The organism is Kribbella sp. NPDC026596, from assembly GCF_040638415.1.
GTDB lineage: Bacteria > Actinomycetota > Actinomycetes > Propionibacteriales > Kribbellaceae > Kribbella.
On record NZ_JBEZYF010000037.1, the window covers coordinates 37608 to 60917 of the forward strand.

Annotated in this window: 16 protein-coding genes; 13 read left to right on the plus strand and 3 right to left on the minus strand. The window is 68.8% G+C overall.

Annotated features, from left to right (window positions below; genetic code table 11):
• Window positions 1-19: 19 nt before the first annotated feature.
• The 10 genes from AB0E63_RS27570 to AB0E63_RS27615 all read left to right on the plus strand — a co-directional run bounded on the left by AB0E63_RS27570 (window position 20) and on the right by AB0E63_RS27615 (window position 10144).
• Complete coding sequence (locus AB0E63_RS27570) at window positions 20-1711, plus strand: ABC transporter substrate-binding protein (RefSeq protein ID WP_360372255.1); 1692 nt, start codon at window positions 20-22, stop codon at window positions 1709-1711.
• Window positions 1708-2400 carry a ThuA domain-containing protein gene (locus AB0E63_RS27575; RefSeq protein WP_360372344.1) on the plus strand — a complete coding sequence of 231 codons (693 nt, stop codon included), beginning with the start codon at window positions 1708-1710 and terminating at the stop codon, window positions 2398-2400. The genes AB0E63_RS27570 and AB0E63_RS27575 overlap by 4 nt, the downstream gene beginning before the upstream one ends.
• Entirely contained in the window at window positions 2400-3437 is a 1038-nt protein-coding gene (locus AB0E63_RS27580) for a Gfo/Idh/MocA family oxidoreductase (RefSeq protein ID WP_360372258.1), read from the plus strand. The genes AB0E63_RS27575 and AB0E63_RS27580 overlap by 1 nt, the downstream gene beginning before the upstream one ends.
• Window positions 3434-4564, plus strand: a complete 1131-nt coding sequence (locus AB0E63_RS27585; protein ID WP_360372261.1) for a Gfo/Idh/MocA family oxidoreductase — start codon at window positions 3434-3436, stop codon at window positions 4562-4564. Before AB0E63_RS27580 ends, AB0E63_RS27585 begins: the two co-directional genes overlap by 4 nt.
• Entirely contained in the window at window positions 4561-5304 is a 744-nt protein-coding gene (locus AB0E63_RS27590) for a sugar phosphate isomerase/epimerase (RefSeq protein WP_360372264.1), read from the plus strand. Before AB0E63_RS27585 ends, AB0E63_RS27590 begins: the two co-directional genes overlap by 4 nt.
• A 129-nt stretch (window positions 5305-5433) precedes the next feature.
• The gene (locus tag AB0E63_RS27595) at window positions 5434-6237 is read left to right on the plus strand and encodes an extracellular solute-binding protein (protein WP_360372267.1); all 804 of its coding nucleotides are present in this window, start codon (window positions 5434-5436) and stop codon (window positions 6235-6237) included.
• Window positions 6228-6905 carry a hypothetical protein gene (locus AB0E63_RS27600; protein WP_360372270.1) on the plus strand — a complete coding sequence of 226 codons (678 nt, stop codon included), beginning with the start codon at window positions 6228-6230 and terminating at the stop codon, window positions 6903-6905. The genes AB0E63_RS27595 and AB0E63_RS27600 overlap by 10 nt, the downstream gene beginning before the upstream one ends.
• Entirely contained in the window at window positions 6902-7651 is a 750-nt protein-coding gene (locus AB0E63_RS27605) for an amidohydrolase family protein (protein WP_360372273.1), read from the plus strand. Before AB0E63_RS27600 ends, AB0E63_RS27605 begins: the two co-directional genes overlap by 4 nt.
• Window positions 7648-8793 (plus strand): DegT/DnrJ/EryC1/StrS family aminotransferase, encoded by a 1146-nt coding sequence (locus tag AB0E63_RS27610; protein ID WP_360372276.1) that lies wholly within the window; start codon window positions 7648-7650, stop codon window positions 8791-8793. The genes AB0E63_RS27605 and AB0E63_RS27610 overlap by 4 nt, the downstream gene beginning before the upstream one ends.
• A 10-nt stretch (window positions 8794-8803) precedes the next feature.
• Window positions 8804-10144, plus strand: a complete 1341-nt coding sequence (locus AB0E63_RS27615; RefSeq protein ID WP_360372279.1) for a sulfatase-like hydrolase/transferase — start codon at window positions 8804-8806, stop codon at window positions 10142-10144.
• Here AB0E63_RS27615 and AB0E63_RS27620 read toward each other — a convergent pair.
• Window positions 10137-11294, minus strand: a complete 1158-nt coding sequence (locus AB0E63_RS27620; RefSeq protein WP_360372282.1) for a pyridoxal phosphate-dependent aminotransferase — start codon at window positions 11292-11294, stop codon at window positions 10137-10139. The genes AB0E63_RS27615 and AB0E63_RS27620 overlap by 8 nt on opposite strands.
• A gap of 23 nt (window positions 11295-11317) precedes the next feature.
• Here AB0E63_RS27620 and AB0E63_RS27625 point away from each other — a divergent pair, with 23 nt between their 5' ends.
• Window positions 11318-12169 carry an NAD(P)-dependent oxidoreductase gene (locus AB0E63_RS27625; RefSeq protein WP_360372285.1) on the plus strand — a complete coding sequence of 284 codons (852 nt, stop codon included), beginning with the start codon at window positions 11318-11320 and terminating at the stop codon, window positions 12167-12169.
• Window positions 12170-12175: 6 nt separating this feature from the next.
• Here AB0E63_RS27625 and AB0E63_RS27630 read toward each other — a convergent pair whose 3' ends face one another.
• Window positions 12176-13540, minus strand: coding sequence for an FAD-binding oxidoreductase (locus tag AB0E63_RS27630; RefSeq protein ID WP_360372288.1), 1365 nt, complete (start codon window positions 13538-13540; stop codon window positions 12176-12178).
• A 183-nt stretch (window positions 13541-13723) separates the two neighbouring features.
• Here AB0E63_RS27630 and AB0E63_RS27635 point away from each other — a divergent pair, with 183 nt between their 5' ends.
• Together AB0E63_RS27635 and AB0E63_RS27640 are read left to right on the plus strand one after the other, a co-directional pair.
• The gene (locus AB0E63_RS27635) at window positions 13724-19240 is read left to right on the plus strand and encodes a carboxyl transferase domain-containing protein (protein ID WP_360372291.1); all 5517 of its coding nucleotides are present in this window, start codon (window positions 13724-13726) and stop codon (window positions 19238-19240) included.
• Window positions 19241-19250: 10 nt separating this feature from the next.
• The gene (locus AB0E63_RS27640) at window positions 19251-21374 is read left to right on the plus strand and encodes a transglycosylase domain-containing protein (RefSeq protein WP_360372293.1); all 2124 of its coding nucleotides are present in this window, start codon (window positions 19251-19253) and stop codon (window positions 21372-21374) included.
• Between the two features lie 2 nt (window positions 21375-21376).
• Here the strand turns inward: AB0E63_RS27640 and AB0E63_RS27645 are convergent, their stop codons facing one another.
• Window positions 21377-23290: a primary-amine oxidase gene (locus AB0E63_RS27645; protein WP_360372296.1), complete on the minus strand. Its 1914-nt coding sequence runs from the start codon at window positions 23288-23290 to the stop codon at window positions 21377-21379.
• Window positions 23291-23310: the final 20 nt, after the last annotated feature.

The window sequence follows — 23310 nt, forward strand, 5'->3', positions numbered from 1 at the left end:
CAGGCAAGGAGTGCCTGCAATGAAGATTCGACGTAGGAGAACGTTCGCCTGTCTGGCGACAGCCTTCGCCCTTGTCCTGGGTGTGGCCGCCTGCACAGAGGAGGCGCCGCCGGCCAAGGCGGGCGAACTGCCGGTGCTCGAGATCACCGGTACCGGTGGTGGCCCGGCGGCCAACTTCAACCCGTTCCTGCCGACCAGCGCGCTGAACGCCTACAGCGCGGTCAACATGATCTACGAGCCGCTGGTCCAGTTCAACATTCTCAAGGAGAACAGCACCTACCCCTGGCTGGCGACGTCATGGCAGTGGGCGGACGGGGACGAGACGCTCACCTTCAAGCTCCGTGACGGCGTCAACTGGTCCGACGGTCAGCCGTTCACCAGTGCCGATGTGGTCTTCACCTTCGAACTGCTGAAGAAGTACGCCGCCCTGAACGTGAACGGCGTGGACTTCCAGGAGATCACCGCCCCCGACGATCACACGGTCGTCGTCACGTTCGCGAAGCCGGCCTTTACCCAGCTCTACGCCATCGCCGGCCTGACCCCGATCGTGTCCAAGCACGAGTGGGAGAAGGTGCCGGATCCGACCAAGTTCCTGGACCCGAATCCGATCGGCACCGGTCCCTTCGTCTACAAGTCGTACAACCCGCAGCTCTTGGTGCTGACGCGCAACGAGAAGTTCTGGCAGCCGGGCAAGCCCGAGGTCCAGCAGTTGAACTACCACGGACTGAGTTTCGAGACCGCCGGCATCCAGTTGCTGTCGGGTGAGCTGGACTGGGCGGACTACTTCTTCACGACGGGCAGCAACAAGGAGTTCGTCAACAAGAACAAGGACAACCATTTCTGGTACCCGCCGACCGGTGTCGTGTCGCTGGTGCCGAACCACACCGTCTGGCCGTTGAGCGAACTGCCGGTACGTCAGGCGATCAGTGCGGCCCTCGACCGGCAGCAGATCTGCGACCTCGGCCAGTACACCTTCAACCCGCCGGTGAAGACACCCACTGGTCTGCTGCTGCCCAACTACGAGTCGGCCCTCGACCCGAAGTACAAGGATCTGCAGATCGTCGAGGACAAGGCCAAGGCGAAACAGTTGCTCGAGCTGGACGGCTTCAAGCTGAACAAGTCGGGACTGTACGAGAAGAACGGCAAGCCGCTCTCACTGACGCTCACCGTGCCGTCCGGCTACAAGGACTGGATGAACAGTTCCGGGATCATCGCCCAGCAGCTCAAGACAGTGGGGATCGGCGTGACCGTCAAGGGTGTCTCGGTCGACGACTGGTCGCAGCGCGTCGCGCAGGGCCACTACGACCTGACCCTGGGCTCGTCCAACACCGGTGCCTCGCCGTTCGTGGCCTACCAGGGCTGGCTCGACTACAGCCAGTCCGGACCGGTCGGGCAGAACGCCAGGGCCAACGTCGAGCGCTTCAACGACCCGACCACGCACAAGCTCCTGACCGAATACCAGGCGGCGGGTACGGACGAAGCCCGCTTGACCGCCTTGCGTGGCCTGCAAACCGTCATGGTCGAGCAGACGCCCATCATCCCGTTGGTGTACAGCGTGGACTGGGCCATGTACCGGTCGGCGAAGGTGACCGGGTGGCCGACCGAGGCTGATCCCTACGCTCCGGCGGCGCCGTACACACCGGGGCGCGGAGATCGTCGTACTGCGGCTGAAGCCGGCGGGCCAATGAGAGGAGCGGCGCGTTGCGGGTGACCGTGTGGAACGAGAACGTGCACGAGGGCAGGGACGAGAGCGTCCAGCGCGTGTACCCGGAAGGCATCCACGAGGTTGTTGCCGACGGCATCAGGAGGGAGCTGGGCCGGGATGCCGTCGTCACGACCGCCACGCTGGATCAGCCCGGGCAAGGTCTGCCGGCTGAGGTCGTCCGGGCGACCGACGTACTGGTCTGGTGGTCGCATATCGCGAACGACCAGGTCTGCGACGAGGTCGTCGATCGTGTCATCGCACGGGTGGAGCAGGGCATGGGACTCGTCCTGCTCCACTCCGCGCTGTACTCGAAAGTCAGTCTCGAGTTGCTGGGCACCAGTTGCGCGCTCGATCGCTGGGCGCCCGACAACGAGCAACAGGTCTGGACGGTCAAGGCCGGGCACCCCATCACCGCGGGGGTGCCATCTCCGATCGTCATCCCCGCGGACGAGTTGTACGCCGAGCCGTGCGACTTGCCGGAGCCGGATGAGCTCGTGTTCATCAGCTCATACAGTGGTGGCGCCGTGTTCCGCAGCGGGTGCTGTTTCCGGCGTGGGGACGGCAGGATCTTCTACTTCAGTCCGGGTGATCAGCAGTACCCGGTGTACCGGCAGTCCGAAGTACGCAAGGTGATCGCCAATGCGGTCGCGTGGGTGGCCCCGCGCGGCTTGCTCGCGGAACTGACGGAGGATTGATGACGGAGCTTCGGGTCGCCCTCGTGGGCGTGGACCATTGGTACTCGGCGTTGCCGGTTGCGGAGGGGACGCGCTCGCGGGAGCGGCTAAGCCTGGCTGGAGTCTGGGACGCGGATCCGGCACGCGCCGCGTACGTCGCCCAGCGGTACGACGTCGGCCGGGTCGAGGCGGACTGGCGGACCCTGGTGGATGATCCGGGGATCGACGCGGTGATGAGCTTCGTCAGCCCGGACCTCAACCACGAGGTGTGCGTCGCAGCGGCGAAGGCGGGTAAGCACCTCATCGCCAACAAGCCGCTGGCCCTGCGGCTGGAGGATGCCTCGCGCGTGGTCGAGGCCGTCCGCGGCTCGGGTGTCACCTTCCTGCCGGCCGAGTCCCGGCAGCGGTTGGGGCCGGGTCTGCAATGGCTGCAGCAGTGGCTGAAGGAGGGACGGATCGGTCGGTTGACCAGCGCATCGATGTCGACCTGGGCCGGGCTGCCGCGACAGTGGCCGGACGATCCCTCGCCGGGCTGGTTCGCCGACCCGGCCCGCACTGTGGGCGGCGGTTGGGTCGACCACTCCATCTACCAGATCGATCTCCTCCGCTGGCTCCTCGGCGAGGAGATCGTCGCGATCAGCGGGCAGACAGCCAAGCACAGCCATCCCGAACTCGGCGTCGAGGACTACGGGGTGGCGACGGTCACCTTCTCCGGAGGCGCGGTGGCCACGCTGGAGGACACGTGGACCGTGCCGGACGGCGGATTCCAGTCGAGCTACACGCTGGTCGGCAGCGGCGGCGCCGTACGGATGGACGGCATCCAGAGGCGGCTCCTCGTCGCGGGAAAGGTCGAGCCGTTCAACGGATGGGTGGAAGTCGCGCCGCCGGGCCGGCATGACCAGGCTGCTGACCTCGATCATTGGGCCGCTGTCATCAGCGGGGAGTCGGAGCCGGTGGCAACCGTCGAGGACGCGTGGCACAACCTCGCCGCCTGCCTCGCCTTCTACGAGTCGATCGACGCCGGTCGGACCTGTACACCGTCGGAGGGACCGGCATGACCCCGTTGAGAATCGGTGTGCTCGGCGCGGGCATGATCGCCACCGGGGGCGGGGGCGTCCTCCCCAATCTGGACTCGATCCGGCACAAAGCCGAGGTCGTTGCCATCGCCGACGTCGTCCCCGACCTGGCCAAGACTGTCGCCGCGACGTTCGGCATTCCGCACGCCTTCACGAGTCTGGAGGCGATGCTGGACGGCGCCGAGTTGGACGCCGTCGTCAATCTCACGCCGATCCCGGTGCATGGCGAGACGTGCGTCCGGATCCTGGAGGCGGGCAAGCATCTCGCGACCGAGAAGCCGCTCGCCACGACGATGGCCGACGCGGACCGGATCTGTGCGCTGGCCGCCGAGCGTGAGCTGACCGTTGTCTGCGCGCCGTTCAACATGCTCTACCCGGACCGGGCCGAGGCACGCCGGCTGGTCCGGGAAGGGGCCATCGGCAAGATCGCGTTCGCGCGGGTACGGTCGTCGCACGGCGGGCCGGCCTCGGGAGCCTGGCCGGCCGACCCGACCTGGTTCTACCAGAAGGGTTCCGGCCCGCTGTTCGACATGGGCGTCTACGGAATCCACGAGATCACCGGGATCCTCGGGCCCGCCCGGCGGGTGGTCGCCTTCGCCGGCATCACCGAACCGACCCGGACGGTCCGGGGCGGACCATTCCAGGGGAAGACGATCGACGTCACCGCGGACGACAACGTGCTGATGCTGCTGGACTTCGGCGAATCCACCTTCGCGGTCGTCGACGGGACGTTCAACGTGAACGCGAGCCGGGGTCCCAAGCTGGAGATCTTCGGCCGGGCCGGAACCATCAACCTGAGCGGCCGGCCGTTCGGTGGCGACGGGCCGGCACTGGAGATCTTCCGGCTGGACGCGGTCGGCGGGCTGCCGGGCTGGATCGCCCCCGAGCTGCCCGACGGCGATGCGCCGATGCGGCGGCTGGTGGGGCTGCATCGGGCCGTTCTGGTCGATCACCTCGCCGACTGTGTCGCAGGCGGCCTGCGCCCACTGCTCAATCTCGAGCACGCACGGCACGTCCTCGAGATCATGCTGAAGGCCGATGAGTCAGCGAGCAGCGGCCGGGCGATGGACCTGACCACGACGTTCGCGCTGCCGGACCCGGCCGGATGAGACGCCCGATCGCGGCCCAGCTCTGGTCGGTGTTCGCGTTGGCGCGGGACGATTTCCCGAGTGTGCTGCGGCAGATCAGCGAAATGGGGTATGTCGGCGTCGAGGCGTTCGGCCTGCACGGACTGAAGCCGCGGGCGGTTCGGCGCCTGCTCGATGACCTCGGGCTCGAGCTGTGCAGCTCCCATGCGCCCTTCCCGGCGGGACCAGAGGCACAACGAATCCTCGACGAGCAGAGCGAACTCGGCGCCCCTGTACTCGCGTGGAGCCTTGAACCGGAGGAGTTCGCCACCGAGGACAGCATCGCGCGCGGGGTGGAGCGAGTGAATGCCGGTGCGGCGAACGCACAGTCGTACGGCTTGCGGATCGCCTATCACAACCACTCGGCGGAGTTCGCTCGGTTGGCCGATGGGCGACGCGCGTACGACGTTCTGCTGGAAAGGCTCAGTCCGGACGTTCTCGTGGAGCTCGACGTGTACTGGGCAGCGCTTGCCGGCGCTGACCCTGCTGCGGTGGCGCGCGAGCTTGGTGAAAGGGCCCGGTTCCTGCACGTCAAGGACGGTCCGGCGACGGCAGCTGAGGACGCGATGGTGGCCGTCGGTCAGGGCAGCCTGGACATCCCGGCGATCCTGGCGGCGAACCCGGCCGTTGCCTGGCACATCGTCGAGCTGGACCGCTGCGATACCGACGTGATGACCGCGCTGCGGGACAGCCGCGACTATCTCATGGCGCTTTCGAGTTGACTCCGGTATTTTCGGTCATGGCCGTAAAGGCTCAACCCGAGGAGATCCGATGAAGGTCAGCCGGTTGGCAGGAGCACTTGCGGTGCTGGCGGTGGCGGCGGTGAGTGCTTGTGGGGGTTCGGGGGAGTCGTGTCGGCCAAGGCGGTCGTGACGGTGTGGATGTACCCGGTGATCTCCCAGGAGCAGGCGGCGACGGCGTACTGGACGCAGATCGAGAAGGATTTCGAGGCGGCCAACGCCGCCATCGACCTGCGGATCGAGCAGCAGCCGTGGGCGAACCGGGACCAGAAGCTCGCGACCGCGTTCTCCGGTGGCAAGGGACCGGACGTGCTGCTGCTCGGTCCGGACCAGGGTGTCGAGGCGCTCACGTTCCTCAAGACGCTGTACGACGCCGGCGCGATTCCGAAGAGTGCCTTGAGCAACGCGAACGTGGTCGCCGACCAGGCGTTCCGCAAACAGCAGGTGGCGATGGGCTTCACCAACACGCTGATCGACGCCAAGACGGTGACCGCGAGCTGGGGTGCCGCGAACGTGATCGTCGGCGTACCGTTGGAGAACAAGAAGCGTGTCGGATTCGGCCTGCCCGGTGGACTCGCGGTGAACGCCGGGTCGAAGGACGTCGAGGCCGCGGGGAAGTTCCTCACCTTCATGACGCAACCGAAGCAGGTCATCAGCCTCGGCACGGCGGCCAACTTCCTGTCGCCGCGGACCGACGCGCCGGTGCCGGCCACCGACGAGCAGTCGAAGAAGTTCGAGGAGGCCTTGCAGTACGCGTACTCCGGTGAGGTCAACCCGGCGGCCCGGCAGGTGATGGCGCTGGTCGCGGTCGAGATCCAGGCGGTGCTGACCGGAGACGCCGCAGCTGGCCCTCGACGACGCGGCCAAGCAGTCCGACGACCTGCTGTCCAGACAGCGCTGACCGCATGCGAGTGATCGACGTCAACCGCATCGTCGGTCCGGTGCCGACGGGCGACGTACCGAGTGCGGACGCGGCGGGACTACTGGCCGAGCTCGACCGATTGGCCATCGACGCGGCCTGTGTCGTGCACTCCCACGACCTGTACTACGACCCGCTGGCACTGGCCGAACTCCCGGACGATCCACGGTTGGTCCGCGTGCCGGTCGTCGTACCCGGGCCGTTGGGTACGGCGGTGCCGACGACGGCGAAGGTGGTCCGGTTGTGTCCGGCCGAGCACCGGTTCGTGTTGGCCGGGCCGCACGGGGTCGTCATGGCCCGGGAGTTGGCGGAGCGTGGCACCACGGCCCTGGTGGCATTGGAGGATCCGGGCGCGATCCACCGGCTCGCGACCGAGGTGCCGGCGTTGCGGATCGTGCTGATCAACACCGGCTACCGCGCGCTGCGGGAGCTGGCTGAGCTGATGGACGTCCATGCCGAGATCAGAGTGGACACCGCGACGCTGTGCGGCCATCTGCAGGTCGAGTGGGTAGCCCAACGGTACGGCGCTCACCGGGTGCTCTTCGGCACCGGCGCACCACTGACCGACGATGCCGGACCACGGTTCCAGCTCGATCATCTGGAGCTCCCCGCGGCCGACGTCGAGTTGATTGCCGGTGGCAACGTGATGGAGTTGCTCGGATGATCATCGACGCCCACGGGCACCTCGGGGCGTGGTTCGCGTTCGCGATCCCGGACAGCTCGACGGCGAGCCTGGTCCGGGTGATGGACCGGTGCGGCGTGGCAACGATGTGCGTGTCGCACCTGCTCGCGATCGGCCCCGACTCACGGGCCGGGAACGCTTTGCTGCTTGACGAACTGGAGCAGTATCCCGGCCGCTTCCTCGGGTACGCCGTCTATGACCCGCACGACCCGGAGGCGTCAGTACGGGCGGCCGACCTGCTGGCGACACCGGGGATCGTCGGGCTCAAGCTGCACCCGGACACCCATGAGCATCCGTTGGACGGGCCGGGCTATGAGGCCGCGTTCACGGTGGCGGCCGAGCATGACTGCCTTGTGCTCGCGCACGGGATGTTCTCGTCGCCGTGGTGCGGTCCGGATCGGTTCGCGACCGTCGCCGCACGGTATCCGTCCGTCGAACTGCTGATGGGACATGCCGGGCTCTACCCGGCCGGCTTTCCCGCGGCGGCCGAGGTGGCGCTGAAGCACCCGCACGTGACGCTGGAGATCTGCGGCTCGCGGACGACCGCACGTCACGTCGCCTGGCTGGTCGAAAAGGTCGGTGCGGACCGGATGGCGTTCGGCTCCGACGCACTCTTCCTCGATCTCCGCGTCGGGCTCGGCCGGGTGCAGCTCGCACCGATCTCCACGGCCGACCGCGATCAGTTGCTGTCCGGCACGATGACCCGGCTCCTGGAGGGACGCAGATGAGGCTCGCGATCGATGGCGGTACGCCGGTACGCACGGCCGGCTGGCCATCGTGGCCACCGCCCGCAACCGCCGAGCAGCGTGAACTCCTGCTCGAGGTGCTCGACAGTGGCGCATGGGGATCGACCACCGGGACCAAGGTCGGTGAGTTCACCAACGCCTTCGCCGCCTCGATCGGGGCGCCGTACGGCGTCTCGGTCGTGAATGGCACGGTGGCGCTCTTCCTCGCTCTCCGGGCACTCGGGGTCGGCCGGGACGACGAGGTGATCGTGCCCGCGTATACGTTCGTGGCGAGTGCGACCGCGGTGGTGCTGGCCGGCGCGCGACCGGTGATCGCGGACGTCACGCCGGAGACGTTGCATCTCGATCCGGTGGCGGTGGAACGGCTGATCGGTCCGCGGACGAAGGCGATCATGCCGGTGCATCTGGCCGGCGGCCCAGCGGATGTCGATGCGTTGCAGGAGTACGGCGTACCGATCGTCGAGGATGCGGCGCAGGCGCATGGGGCGACGTGGCGGGGCCGGCCGGTCGGGACGCTGGGCGATGCGGCGTGCTTCAGCTTCCAATCCAGTAAGGCGATGACGGCCGGCGAGGGTGGGCTGATCGTGACGTCCGACGAGGCGGTGTATCGCAAGCTGTGGGCGCTGCACAACGTCGGCCGGCGCATCGAGGGTGGTTGGTACGAGCATCCGGATGTCGGCTGGAACCTGCGGATGACCGAGTTCCAGGCCGCCGTCCTGCTGCCCCAACTCGCCATGCTCGACGAGCAGCTCAAGACCAGGGAACGTGCGGTCGACTACCTGCGCCAGGAACTCGACATCCTTCCGGCGCCTGCGGGTACGACGAGGAGCAGTCACCATCTCGCGTTGGTGCGCTACGACCCGCACGCCTTCGGTGGACGGAGCAAGGCCGAGTTCATCGCCGCGATGGTCGCCGAGGGTGTCCCTCTCGACGCCGGCTATCGCTCGCTTTCCCACGAGACGGCACTGAGCGCCTACTCCGATCTCCAGCCCTGCCCGGTGGCCGAAGCTGCCGAGGACTCGGTCGTCTGGATCCGCCAGAGCCTCCTGATGGCCGACGACGAAGCGCTGGCCGATATCGGTCAAGCGGCCCGAAAGGTTCGGCAAGCGTTCTCCGGTGGCTGAGAATGCTTCCATGTCGTCCCGTCCGAACGTCGTCGTCTTCCTGACCGACCAGCAACGCTGGGACACCACCGGCCCGCACGGCTGTCCACTGGAGCTGACCCCGAACCTGGATCGAATCGGCCGGGCCGGGACCCACTTCGCCAGTTCCTTCACCTGCCAGCCGCTGTGTACTCCGGCGCGGGCGACCCTGCAGACCGGGCTCTACCCGACGACGGCGGGACCGTGGCGCAACGGGATCCCGCTGCCTGACGACTCGAAGACGCTCGCCCACCACTTCGGTGCAGCCGGCTACGAAACGGCGTACATCGGCAAGTGGCACCTCGGCGACCCAGCCGTGCGCGGACCGGTCGAACCGCGCTACCGCGGTGGTTACGACTACTGGCTCGCCGCCAACGCACTCGAGCACACGTCGGACGCGTACGACACGATCGTGTACGACGGGACCGGCGCGCGGGTGAGGTTGCCCGGCTACCGGGTGGACGCGCTCACGGACGCCGCCATCCGCTACCTCGCCGTACCGAGGGAGCAGCCCTTCTACCTGTTCGTGTCGTTGCTCGAACCGCATCACCAGAACCGGCGCGACGACTATCCCGCGCCCGAGGGGTACGCCGAGCGCTACCGCGGGGCGTGGACACCGCCGGACCTGGCGACGCTCGGTGGTACGGCGTACCGGCAGTTGCCCGGGTACTACGGGATGATCAAGCGGATCGACGAGGCGTACGGACGGTTGCTGGAGACATTGACCAGTCTCGGACTGCGCGACGACACGATCGTGCTGTTCACGTCCGACCACGGGAACCACTTCAAGACGCGCAACGACGAGTACAAGCGGTCGGTGCACGACGCATCGATCCGGGTGCCGACGGTTGCGACCGGCGGTGTCTTCACCGGCGGCGGGCAGGTGAACCAGTTGATCAGCCACGTCGATCTGCCGCCGACACTGCTCGACGCCGCAGGCCTGCCGGTGCCGGGGGAGATGCAGGGGAGATCGGTGGTGCCGTTGCTGCGCAATCGCGGTGCGGACTGGCCGGACGATGTGTTCGTGCAGGTCAGTGAGTCGGAGACGGCCCGCGCGGTGCGGACTCAGCGGTGGAAGTACGGCGTGACCGCGCCGGATGACGCGCCCGCGGCCGAGCGGTACGACGAGGCGTATCTCTACGACCTGATGGCCGATCCGGACGAGCTCGACAACTTGATCGGCTACCAGTCACACGGGAACGTCGCCGACCGGCTCCGCGAGCGACTCGTCCGCCGGATGACCGCCGCGGGGGAGAAAGAACCTGCGATCACACTCAGCCCTGAGCGACCGTCCGGCCAAAGGCTGATCCATCCGGAAGAGGCACTCAGCTGACGAGGGCTGTGAAGGCGTCGAGGGCGCGGCGGATGTTGTCGACCGAGTTCGCGTAGGAGAAGCGGAGGTGGTTCTCGCCGTACGCGCCGAAGGAGGTGCCGGGGAGGACCGCGACGCCGGCTTCCTCGAGGAGGCGGTCGGCCAGCGTCGCCGCGGACTGGCCGAGCTCGCTGATGTTGGGGAACGCGTAGAACGCGCCCTCCGGTTCGACACAGGACACACCCGGTACGGCGTTCAGCCCCGAGACGATCACCTCGCGGCGTTCGCGGAAGGCCTCGAGCATCCGGTCGACGTCGTCCCACGGACCTTCGAGGGCCGCGATGGCGGCGTACTGGCTGAAGGCCGACGTACAGGAGACCGAGTTGATCAGCAGACGCGTCACCGGCTCGACCAGAGGCTGCGGGAACACGCCGAAGCCGAGCCGCCAGCCGGTCATCGCGAACGTCTTCGACCAGCCGTCGAGGAGGATCGTCCGCTCGGCCATGCCGTCGAGATCGAGGACGCTGTGGTGATCGCCGTCGTACCGCAGCGCCCAGTAGACCTCGTCGCTGAGGACGACCAGGTCGTGCTCGATCGCGATCTCGGCGATCGCCCGCAGTTGCTCGGGGGTGGAGGCGCTGCCGCACGGGTTGTGCGGCGAGTTGAGGATCAGCAGCTTGGTCCGGTCGGTGATCAGCGACCGTAGTTCGTCGGGGTCGATGACGAACCCGTTCTCCTCACGCAGCGGCACCGGCACCGGCTTCGCGCCGGCGAACGCGGTGATCGACGCGTACATCGGGAAGCCGGGGTCGGGGTAGAGGACCTCGTCGCCTTCCTCGCACAACGCCATGATCGTGAAGAACATGATCGGCTTCGCGCCCGGCGTGATCACGACCCGGTCCGGCGAGGTGGTCAGCCGGCCGGTGCGCTCGAGGGACTCCGTCACCGCGGTCCGCAGCTCCGGGATCCCGGGCGCCGGCACGTAGTGCGTGAACCCCTTGTCCAGGGCCTGCTGCGCGGCGGTGATCACATGCGCCGGAGTGTCGAAGTCCGGCTCACCGATCTCCAGGTGCACGATCTCGCGGCCGCTCGCCTCCAGCGCCTTCGCCTTGGCCAGCACCTCGAACGCAGACTCGGTCCCCAGTCGTTCCATCCGCCCAGCAAGCTTCACGACGTCCACCCTAGTCTGAGCGCATGACACGTGTAGCGGTGACCGGGAGCAGCGGCAAACTCGGCCGGGCAGTAGTCGATCACTTGGCGGACCACGGCTGGGACGTGGTCGCGCTCGATCAGGCGGCACCGGCGCGGGGCGACGTCGTCTCGACGCGACTCGACCTGACCGATTTCGGCCAGACCTACGAGGCGATCGCCGGGATCGACGATCGGCACGACGGCGTCGACGCGGTGGTGCACCTGGCCGCGATCCCGGCCCCTGGACTGCGGCCGAACGCGGCGACGTTCCAGAACAACATGACCGCCACCTACAACGTGTTCTCGGCGGCGCTGCGGGCCGGCGTCCGGAACATCGTGTGGGCGTCGAGCGAGACGGTGCTCGGACTGCCGTTCGACGAGTTCCCGCCGTACGTGCCGGTGGACGAGGACTACCCGCCGCGGCCGAACAGCACCTACTCGTTGGTGAAGACCCTCGAGGAGGAGCTGGCCCGGCAGTTGTGCCGGTGGCATCCGGACCTCAAGCTGATCGGGCTGCGGTTCTCGAACGTGATGTACCCCGAGGACTACGCGGGCTTCCCGTCGTTCGACGCCGACGCGCAGGCGCGCAAGTGGAACCTCTGGGGTTACATCGACGCCCGCGACGGCGCGCAGGCGGTGCGGAAGGCGCTCGAGTACGGCGTGACCGGGACGGACGTGTTCATCGTCGCGAACGCGGACACGGTGATGTCCCGGCCCAACGAGGAACTGCTCGCCGAGGTGTTCCCCGGCGTACCGGTGAAGAAGCCGTTCGGCCCGAACGAGACGCTGCTGTCCATCGACAAGGCCCGCCGACTCCTCGGCTACGAGCCCGAGCACACCTGGCGGACTAGTTAGTGTCCCCTAAGTGACACTAGGCCCGTAGGGAAAGACCTTCTCCGGGTCGTACGTCGCGCGGACCTCGGCGAGGCGGGCGAACGTGTCGGCCGGCCAGGATGCCTGGTAGGACCCGGGCAGGGTGAAGGCGCCGGCGAAGTTCACCGTCATCTCGGGGGAGATCCACGGCGCGAGCCTGGTCAGGACGCCGTCGATCGTTGCCGGCAGCACCTGCTCGAAGAGGCTGGGGTCCGGTACGCCGATCATCACCAGCGTGCCGGCTCCACCACGACCGCCGACGGCACTGCCTTCGGGTACGTCGCGCTGGGTCGCTCCACCGAGATGACGCAGCTCGACCGCGACCAGTGGCAACTGCTGGTCGGGGCCGGCAGCCTCGAGGAACGCCGCGATGAAGTCGGCGTTGAGCTCGGCGAGCATCACGCCGCGGTCGAACACCGCGGTCGGGTCCTTCGGGTCGTTGTGGATCAGCGCGATGTCGGCGGCCGGCATCTCGCCGACCGCGTCGATCAGCGTCGTCCCCGCGTCCCGGATCGGCTGGAGGAGTCGCTTGCCCTCGGCCGCGTCTCCGACGTACGCGAAACGGACGTTCAGGACCGTCTTGCCGCGGAGTGGTTCGGGGATGAACTCGAGCGGCGGCAGCCGGAGGATCACGACCGAGGAGTTCGCGGTCTCGGGCAGTTTGCTGGTCCAGTCGGTCCACGCGGTCAGCACCGGCGCGATGTGCTCGGCCTCGAAGAACACGGAACCGCCGTACAGCGTGGTCAACTCGACCAGGGCGAAGTCCATCGACGTGACGATGCCGAATCCGCCCTTGCCGCCACGCAGGGCCCAGAACAGGTCGGGGTGCTCGGTCGCTGTTGCGGTGACGACCTCGCCGGATCCGGTCACGACGCGGAAGCCACGCGCCCAGTCGGACGAGAAGCCGTACGTCCGGGCCAGCGGGCCCAGTCCACCGCCGAGGGTGTAGCCGATGCAGCCGACCACGTCCGACGCACCGGTGACCGGGGCGAGCCCGTGCTCCGCGGCGGCCGTGACCACCTCGGCCCAGACGGCGCCCGCGTTGATGTGGGCCACCTGCTCGTCCGCGTCGACGCTGACGCCGGTCAGCCGGGACGTGGTGACCACGATCCCGCCGGTGATCGCCGTCGCCGACCCGTGTCCGGTCGCCAGCACGCGGACCGGCGTACCGGTCTCGGCCGCGGCCCGTACGACGGCGCCGGCGTCGGCCTCACTGGTGATCCCGACCACGACGTCCGGACTGTGTACGACCGCGGTGTTGAAGCCGGCCAACTCCGCCGCGAATTCCGCGTCCTCCGGTGCCAGCACCGGCCCGGCCACCTCGGCCCGCAACCGCTCGATCAACCCACCCATCGGTACCCCTCCCCAAAGTTCCCGACAGTCTTGCGGCCGAAAGGGTCACGAAACCGGTCACCGCGAGTGACGACGCACCGGAAAGAGGGACCCGACTCGACGGTAGGGGTCCAGGGCTGAAAACCTGTGCCAGCGGTTGGCGATCCTGGCCGCAGACGGCAGGGTGAGACACGGAGGCGGTCGATGTTCAAGCGTATCGCAGTGGTGAACAGAGGCGAGGCCGCGATGCGGCTGATCAACGCTGTTCGCGAGGTCAACGCCGAGGGCGGTGACCCGATCGAGACGGTCGCGCTGTTCACGGATGGTGAGCGGACTGCGACCTTCGCCCGCGAAGCGGACATCGCGTACCCCCTCGGCCCGGCGTCGGCGCGGCCGTACCTGGACCTGGCTCTGCTGGAGCGCGCCCTGCTGGAGACGAAGGCCGACGCGGCCTGGGTCGGCTGGGGATTCGTCGCCGAGGACCCGGCGTTCGCCGAACTGTGCGAGCGGATCGGTGTGACCTTCATCGGGCCGTCGCCGGAGGCGATGCGCAAGCTCGGCGACAAGATCGGGTCCAAGCTGATCGCCGAGGAGGTCGGCGTACCGGTCGCGCCGTGGAGCCGCGGACCGGTCGGGTCGCTGGAGGCGGCGCTGTGGGCGGCCGAGACGATCGGCTACCCATTGATGCTCAAGGCAACGGCCGGCGGCGGTGGCCGCGGCATCCGGGTGGTCCGCTCCGCCGACGAGCTTACCGACGCGTACGCGCGGACCAGCGAGGAAGCCGCCCGTGCGTTCGGCAGCGGCGTCGTGTTCCTCGAGCGGCTCGTCACCGGAGCCCGGCACGTCGAGGTGCAGGTGATCGCGGACGGTCAAGGCACCGCCTGGGCGCTCGGTGTCCGGGACTGCTCGGTGCAGCGCCGGAACCAGAAGGTCATCGAGGAGTCCGCCTCCCCGCTGCTGGCCGCCTCCCAGGTCGACGACCTGAAGGCGTCGGCCGAGCGCCTGGCGCTCGCGGTCGGCTACCGCGGCGCGGCGACGGTCGAGTTCCTGTACCACCCGGGTGAGAAGAGCTTCGCCTTCCTCGAGGTGAACACCCGGCTCCAGGTGGAGCACCCGATCACCGAGATGACGACCGGGGTCGACCTGGTCAAGGCCCAGTTGCACGTCGCGAACGGCGGCCGCCTGGAGGGCCCGAAGCCCGTCGAGAGCGGCCACGCCGTCGAGGCCCGGCTGAACGCCGAGGATCCGGACCGCGACTTCGCGCCGTCGCCGGGGCGGATCGCCGTCCTCGATCTGCCGGCCGGCCCGGGTGTCCGGGTGGACACCGGAGTGAGCGCGGGGGACAGCATCCCGGCGGACTTCGACTCGATGATCGCGAAGATCATCGGCTACGGCCGGACCCGCGACGAGGCACTCGCGCGGCTGCGCCGAGCTGTCGGTGCGACCACCGTGCTGATCGAGGGCGGCGCGACCAACAAGAGCTTCATCCTCGACCTGCTCGCCCAGCCCGAAGTGATCGACGGCAGCGCCGACACCGGCTGGATCGACCGGGTCCGCGGCGAGGGCCGATTGGTGTCGCACCGGCACTCCGGTGTCGCCCTGGTCGCGGCCGCGATCGAGGGCTACGAGGACGCCGAGCAGGTCGAGCTGACGCGGTTGCTCGAGACCGCGCACGGCGGCCGTCCGCAGGTGCAGCACGAGGTCGGCCGCGCGATCGACCTGAAGCTGCGCGGCGCGAGCTACCGGGTGACGGTGGCGCGGATCGGCCCGTCCCGGTTCCGGGTCGGTGTCGGCTCCGGCAACGACCAGTTCAAAGTGGTGGACGCCGATCTGGAGCGGCTGGACAGCTACACCGGTCGCCTGACCGTTGGTGGTCAGCGGTTCCGGCTCGTCACCGCGACGCATGGGCCTGTCCACCTGGTCGAGGTGGACGGCGTGACCCACCGGGTCAGCCGCGACGAAGGCGGCGTACTGCGGTCACCCGCGCCCGCGTTGGTGGTCGCGACGCCGGTGCAGACCGGCACCGAGGTCGAGGCCGGTGCGCCGGTGCTCGTGCTGGAGAGCATGAAGATGGAGACGGTGCTGTACGCGCCGTTCAAGGCCACCGTGAAGGAGCTGCTGGTCGCCACCGGCAGCCAGGTCGAGACCGGGGCGCCGCTGCTCCGGCTGGAGCCGGTCGCGGACGAGGGCGCGGAGGAGGTCGCCGCGCCGGTCGGGAACGGCGTACGGCTGGACCTGCCGAACGGGTCGGGGGAGAAGTCCGCCGCGGAGCGGGTCGAGCGCGGTCTGGACGACCTGCGCAGCATGCTGCTCGGGTTCGACATCGATCCGCGTGACGAAGGCGGCATGCTGGCCGGGTACCTGATCGCGCGGGCCGAGCTCCCGGAGCCGCCGGTCGTCGCCGAGATCGAGCTGCTGAAGGTCTTCGCCGACTTCGCCGAGCTGAGCCGCAACCGGCCGGCCGGTGAGGAGATCAACACCGAGCACCGGGTGCACAGCCCGCGCGAGCACTTCCACACCTACCTGCAGAGCCTCGACCCCGAGCGCGGCGGCCTGCCGAGCGAGTTCCGGGCCCGGCTGGCCCGGGTGCTCGGCCACTACGGCGTCACGGATCTCGAGCGCAGCACCGAGGTCGAGGAGGCCGTGTTCCGGATCTTCCTCGCCCAGCAGCGCTCGACGCCGGACGTGCTGCTGGTGACGTCGCTGCTGCAGCGCTGGATCGACGAGCCGCGCCCGGAGACGCCGCTGGACGAGTCCGCGCACGACCTGCTGGACCGGCTCGTGCTGGCCACCCAGCTGCGCTTCCCGGTGGTCGGCGACCTGGCCCGGAGCGTCCGGTTCCGCTGGTTCGACCAGCCGCTGGTGGACGCGGAGCGGGCCTCCATCATCGCCGGTGTCGGCGACGAGGTCGCGGACCTGGCGGCGCACCCGGAGGCACCGGACCGGCAGGAGCGGATCGACGCGCTGGCCGCGATCCCGGAGCCGATCGTCCGGTTCCTGGCACAGCGGCTGGAGCGCGGCTGGGCTGAGCCTGAGCCGATGCTCGAGGTGCTGATCCGCCGGCACTACCGCGAGTACGAGCTGCACGACCTGCGCGCGTTCGCCGTCGACGGGCGGCCGTTCGCGACCGCCGACTACACGATCGACGACCGGCCGAGCCACCTGGTCACCACGGTCGGCACGGTGGCCGAGATCGCCGACCCGGACAGCGGGCTTTCCCAGGCGCTGACCGCCCGGATCGACGCCCGCCCGGCCGGCCACGAGGCCGTGGTCGAGCTCTACCTCTACGGCTCGGACCTGCCGGAGTCGCAGCAGGAGGCGTCCGACCGGTTCCGCCGGATGGTCGCCGGGCTGCCGATCGCCCAGCGCGTACGCCGGTTCTCGGTGGCGATCGCGCCCGGTGCGGACCGGCCGGTCCTGTACTTCACCTACCGCCCGGCCGGCGGCTCGGTGGCCGAGGACGACAACGTCCGCGGTGTGCACCCGATGGTCGGCCGCCGGTTGAACCTGTGGCGCCTGCGCGACTTCCGGATCACCCGGCTCGAGAGCCCGGAAGACGTCCTGCTCTACTACTGCGTCGCGCGCGACAACGAGGCCGACCAGCGGCTTGTCGCGCTGGCCCAGGTGCGCCAGTTCGCGGTGGTCCGCGACGAGGACGGGCAGGTGACCTCGCTGCCGCACGCGGAGCGGGCGATCGCGAACTGCCTGGAGGCGATCCGCCGGGCCCGCACCGAGCGGGGAGCGGCCGGGGCGAAGCTCGACATGAACCACGTCTGGGTCCAGATCTGGCCGGTCGTCGACGTGCAGGTCGACGAGGTCAGCGCCCTGCAGCGCAACATCGCGCCGCTGACCGCCGGAGCCGGCATCGAGGAGGTCCTCGTGCAGGGCCGGGTCGCGGCGCCGGACGGCACCATCAATCCGGTCGCGGCCCGGTTCTACTACCAGCACGGTGCGGGCGTCGTCACGTCGATCGAACTGCCGCCGACCGGCCGGCTGCTGCCGCTCGACGACTATGCCCAGAAGGTGCAGCGATCCCGCCGGCGCAACACGATCTACCCCTACGAGGTCAGCGACATGGTGGCCGGCGTGGGCGGCTCGTTCGTCGAGCACGACCTCGACGACGCCGGCGCTCTGGTCCCGGTCGAGCGCCCCCGCGGGCTGAACAAGGCCGGCATCATCCTCGGAATCGTCCGTACGCCGACCGAACGGCACCCGGAGGGTGTCACGCGCGTGGCGCTCAGCGGCGACCCGACGAAGGCGCTCGGCGCGGTGGCGGAGCGGGAGTGCGCGCGGATCATCGCGGCCCTCGACCTGGCCGAGCGGATGCAGGTCCCGGTCGAGTGGTACTCGCTGTCGGCCGGAGCCCGGATCTCGATGGACTCCGGCACCGAGAACATGGACTGGGTCGCCAAGGCGCTGAAGCGGATCGTCGAGTTCACCCAGGCGGGCGGCGAGATCAACATCGTGGTCGCCGGGATCAACGTCGGCGCGCAGCCGTACTGGAACGCCGAAGCGACGATGCTGATGCACACCAAGGGCATCCTGGTGATGACGCCGGACAGTGCGATGGTGCTGACCGGTAAGCAAACGCTGGACTTCTCCGGCAGCGTGTCCGCGGAGGACAACTTCGGCATCGGCGGCTACGACCGGGTGATGGGCCCGAACGGCCAGGCGCAGTACTGGGCGCCGGACCTGAAGAGCGCGCGGGACGTGCTGATGGCGCACTACGACCACTCGTACGTCGTTCGCGGCGAGGCGGGTCCACGGCGGGCCGACACGTCGGACCCGGTCGATCGTGACGTCACGACGTACCCGCACGACGTGCCGGACAGCGACTTCAAGACGGTGGGCGAGATCTTCTCGGCGGCGACGAACCCCGACCGGAAGAAGGCGTTCGACATCCGCACGCTGATGCGGTCCGTCACCGACCAGGACCACCCGGTGCTGGAGCGCTGGGCCGGCATGGCCGACGCCGACACCGCGGTCGTGCAGGACGCCCGGCTCGGCGGGTATCCGGTCTGCCTGGTCGGGATCGAGTCCAAGTCCGTGCCGCGGCGGGGCTTCCCGCCCGCGGACGGGCCGGACACCTACACCGCGGGCACGCTGTTCCCGCGGTCGTCGAAGAAGGTGGCCCGGGCGATCAACGCGGCCAGCGGCAACCGCCCGCTGGTGGTGCTGGCGAACCTGTCCGGCTTTGACGGATCACCTGACTCGATGCGGAACCTGCAGCTCGAGTACGGCGCCGAGATCGGCCGCGCGATCGTGAACTTCGAGGGCCCGATCGTGTTCTGCGTGGTGTCGCGCTACCACGGCGGCGCGTTCGTGGTCTTCTCGAAGGCGCTCAACCCGTCGATGACGGTGCTCGCGGTCGAGGGCTCGTTCGCCTCGGTCCTCGGTGGTGCGCCGGCGGCCGCGGTCGTGTTCGCCGGTGAGGTGGACGCACGGACGGCCTCCGACCCACGGGTGGCGTCGCTGGCCGAGCAGGTCCGGGAGGCGATCGGCGCGGAGCGGGCCGCCCTCGCGACCGAGCTGGCCGAGGTGCGAACCGCTGTCCGGGCCGAGAAGCTCGGCGAGGTCGGCACCGAGTTCGACCGGGTGCACAGCATCCGGCGCGCACTCGAGGTCGGATCGGTCGACGCGGTCATCACGGCGGCGGAACTGCGCCCAAAGTTGATCGAGGCAATCATTTCCGGCCTAGCCGGGGACGCCCCGCTGGCTTAGCCTTGAGGGTATGCGTGCCGAGAGGGGCGGTCGCAGTCGGGCTCGGTCGTTGATCACGTTCATCGGCGTGAGTGTGCTGTCGGGCGCCCTGGCGGCGGGGCTCGCGGTGCCGTTCGCCGGGTTCGCCGGGCGCGGTTCGGAGCAGGTGGCCGAGACCGTGCAGAACCTGCCGCGCGAGCTCGACGTCGATCCGGTCGCGGTCCGGAGCCGGATCCTGGCCGCGGACGGCACGCTGATCGCCACCCTGTACGAGCAGAACCGGATCCCGGTGCCGCTGGCCGCGATGAGCCCGATCATGCTCAAGGCGATCGTCGCGATCGAGGATTCCCGGTTCTACGACCACGGCGCGCTCGACCTGAAGGGCACGCTGCGCGCGATGATCCGCAACCAGACCGAGGGCGAGGTGCAGCAGGGCGGCTCGAGCATCACCCAGCAGTACGTGAAGCTCAGCCTGGTCGAGAAGGCGAAGAGCGCCGCGGCCCGCCGGCGGGCCACCGAGGTGTCCTACCAGCGCAAGCTGACCGAGCTGCGCTACGCGATCGCGGTCGAGAGCGAGCTGAGCAAGGACGAGATCCTCGAGCGCTACCTGAACCTGGTCAACTTCGGTGACGGCGCGTACGGCGTCCAGGCGGCCTCCCAGCACTACTTCCGGACCACGGCCGACAAACTCACGCTGCCGCAGGCCGCGCTGCTGGCCGGCCTGGTGAAGAACCCGACCGGCTACGACCCGACCAACGACCTGGCCCGCGCCAAGGCTCGCCGGGACCTGGTGTTGCGGCGGATGCTCGAGCTCGGCGTGATCTCGCTGCACCAGGCCAAGCAGGCGCTGAAGGCCCCGGTGGTCAACCTGTCCAGGGTCGAGCCGGTGCCGAACGGCTGCGCCAACTCCCGGTACCCCTTCTACTGCGACTACGTCGTCTCCAAGTTGCTGGAGAACCCGGCCCTCGGCGCGACCATCAGGGACCGCGACCACTACCTGAAGACCGGCGGGCTGACCATCCGGACCACGATCGACCCGCGGATCCAGGCGGCCGCGCAGGCGTCGATCGAGGCGCACAGTAAGCCCACCGACACCGCGATCGCGGCGATCACCATGGTTCAGCCGGGCACCGGCGTGGTGAAGGCGATGGTGCAGAGCAAGCCGTACGGCAACGGCCGGAACCATACGAACTACAACTACAACGTCGAGAAGTCCTACGCCGGCGGGTACGGCGGGTTCCAGAACGGCTCGACGATGAAGGCGTTCACGATCGCGGCGGCCCTGCAGAAGGGCATCCCGATGGACTACCGGATCAATTCGCCGCAGCAGATCAACCTGAGTGGGAAGAAGTTCACGACCTGCACCGGCTTTACCCGGGACCCGGACTACACCCCGCAGAACTCGACCCACAGCGGTGACCTGACCATGGTCGAGGCGGCCCGGTTCTCGACCAACACCTACTTCCTGCAGCTGTCCCAGCGAGTCGGCCTGTGCCCGATCGCCGGGGTGGCGGCTCGGCTCGGGGTGTACAACGCGCAGACCGGCCAGCCGCTCGACCAGGTCGTGTCGATGACGCTGGGCGTCGGCTACGTGACTCCGCTGATGCTGTCGAACGCGTACGCGACGTTCGCGGCCCGCGGCAGGTACTGCAAGCCGCTGGTCGTCGCCACGGTGCGGGACAAGTCGGGCAAGTACATCGACACCCCGCAGATCGAGTGCAAGCAGGCCATCCCCCGGCAGGTCGCCGACGGCGTCAACCGGGTGCTCAGCGAGGTGATGATGCCCGGCGGGACCGGTGGCCGGCTGCGGTTCGGCACCCGGGACATGGCCGGCAAGACCGGCACGATCCAGCAGAACCTGGCCGTCTGGTTCTGCGGCTACACCCCGAACCTGGCCGCCGCCGCGGTCGTCGCCGACGCGAATCTCCCGTACACGAACCTGATGTACCGGCACACCCTGGACGGGCGCGACATCGCCGACCCGACCGGCTCCGGCACCGCCGGACCGCTGTGGCAGACCGCGATGCAGGGCGCGCTGCGCGGCATGCCGGTGAAGCGGTTCGTCTCCCCGCCTTCCAGGCTGGTCAGAGGCCCCGACTCCGCCGCCAAGCCGGGCGAGAACAAGCCCAAGCCCAACGAGAACCGGCCGGGCTGACGCTACCCCTCGTGCGCGGAGTGGCCGCAGACCTCGCCGTCGGCCTTCAGCGTCGGCGGCACGTCGATGGACGGGTTCTGGTCGAAGAACCCGAACGGCTTGAGCCAGAACGCGATCGTGTCGGCCGGCATCACCGGCCAGTCCTCGATCCGGGTGACGTGGTGGATGCCGAACACGTACCAGAGCACGACGTCGGTGTTCTGCAGCGCCTCGTCGTCCGCGATCCACCGGGTCATCCCGTCGTCGACCGTCGACTGGGTCGGGTAGTCCCCGCACGGCCAGCGTTCCTCGTCGTGGTGCTTGGTCACCCAGACGGTGTGCCCGATCACCGGTGCGCGCAGGTATTGCGGCGTATCGGGGTCCATCAGGGGCGGAATCGAGGCACTCGGGACGAGCTTGTACGCCGGGTTCGTGCCGACGGTGTTCACCCGGTTCGGGTTGACCACCTTCCAGGACCGTTGGGTCGACCAATTGAAGTCACGGGCTGACTCGGACTCGGAACGGATCGGAGTCGCCGCGGTGACGACCGCGAGTCCGTACGGGTTGTCCGGCGAGACCGGCAGCGCCCGGGAGTCGACCTCCTGGACGGTGTTCCCGTCGCCGTCCACGTCGAGGTCGAGCCGCGCGACCAGGAAGTGCTGGTGGAACGGCGCATACGTTTGTTTGTCGACCACGGTCCCGGTCGGTGGCGGCGTACCGCCGGCGGCGAACGGCGTGGTCACCATCAGGCCGGTCGCCCGGACCTCGCACTCGATGTTGCCGTCCTGGTAGAAGCGCCAGTAGATCAGGTACTCGTAGTTCGCCACGGTCGCGTGACAGGACACGACCATGCGGCGCATCCGGCGGACCTCGGCGCCCGTCGTGTGGTCGACGTGCTTCCAGAGGACGGCGTTGTCCTCCTCGTGCAGGCAGATCGCGTTCTTGATCGTGAACGGCTCGCCGCGCGTGTCGTGCAGTACGGCGTCCAGGTAGACGATCTCGCCGAGACAGTCGCAGCCGAGCTCGAGCGACGTGGTCATGAACCCGAGACCCCACTCGCCGATGTCGAACGCCGTACGCCGGTAGTGGTCGAACGACGTGTCCCGGTAGGGGACCACCATCTCGGTGAACGACATCCGGTAGGCGATCTCGCGATCGTCGTACGTGACCTGGTAGATGACCGGGCCTTCACGGTGGTTGAAGCCGAGTCGCATCGACCATTTCTGCCACTTGAGCTCGGTGCCGTCGACGGTGAACGAGACACCTTCGGGCTGGGTGACGTGCAGCGGCTTGAGGTCCGTGCGCAACGAGCCGCTCCACACACCGGGTGCGTACTCCGCGTTGACGTCCGGCTGCCCGTGGTCGTGATCGTTCTCGAGCTCGAGCAGTTCCAGGGTGTTCATGTCGACGACGACCTTGAGGCCGGACACCGGATGTGCGTACGGATTGCCGTCGGGCGTCTCGCGGTACCAGATGTCGCACCAGCCGAGCCGCCGGTCGCGGTACTTGTCCGGCATCAAGGCCTTGCCGTACGTCCACACCTCGATCAGAACCAGCGACAGATCGGTGATGCCGCGCTCGGCCAAGGCGGCGATCACGTCGGGATGAGCCTTCATCGCCTCGTCGACCTCGTGGTACTCGTCGACCGTGAAGTTCGGCGTCGCCCCGGGGACGTGGGTCCACGACACCACCCGGTCTTCGGTCAGGTCGACCACGGCTTCCCAGGTCTGGTTGTCGGCCCGGTTCCACAGGACGGCGAACGCCGTACGAGGAATGTCGTCACCGGGCCGCCACGCCTTGACGGCCTCCTTGGCCGGCTCGAGCAGCTCGATCGCGGCGAATCGCCATGACCCGCCGAGCTCCTCGTCCCGGCGCAGGATCGCGGCCGTCTGCCGGAACTCGTGCTCGTCCAGCGGCTCGAGTGGATGCGTCGCCATGGGCTTCTCCTCGTCAGTGG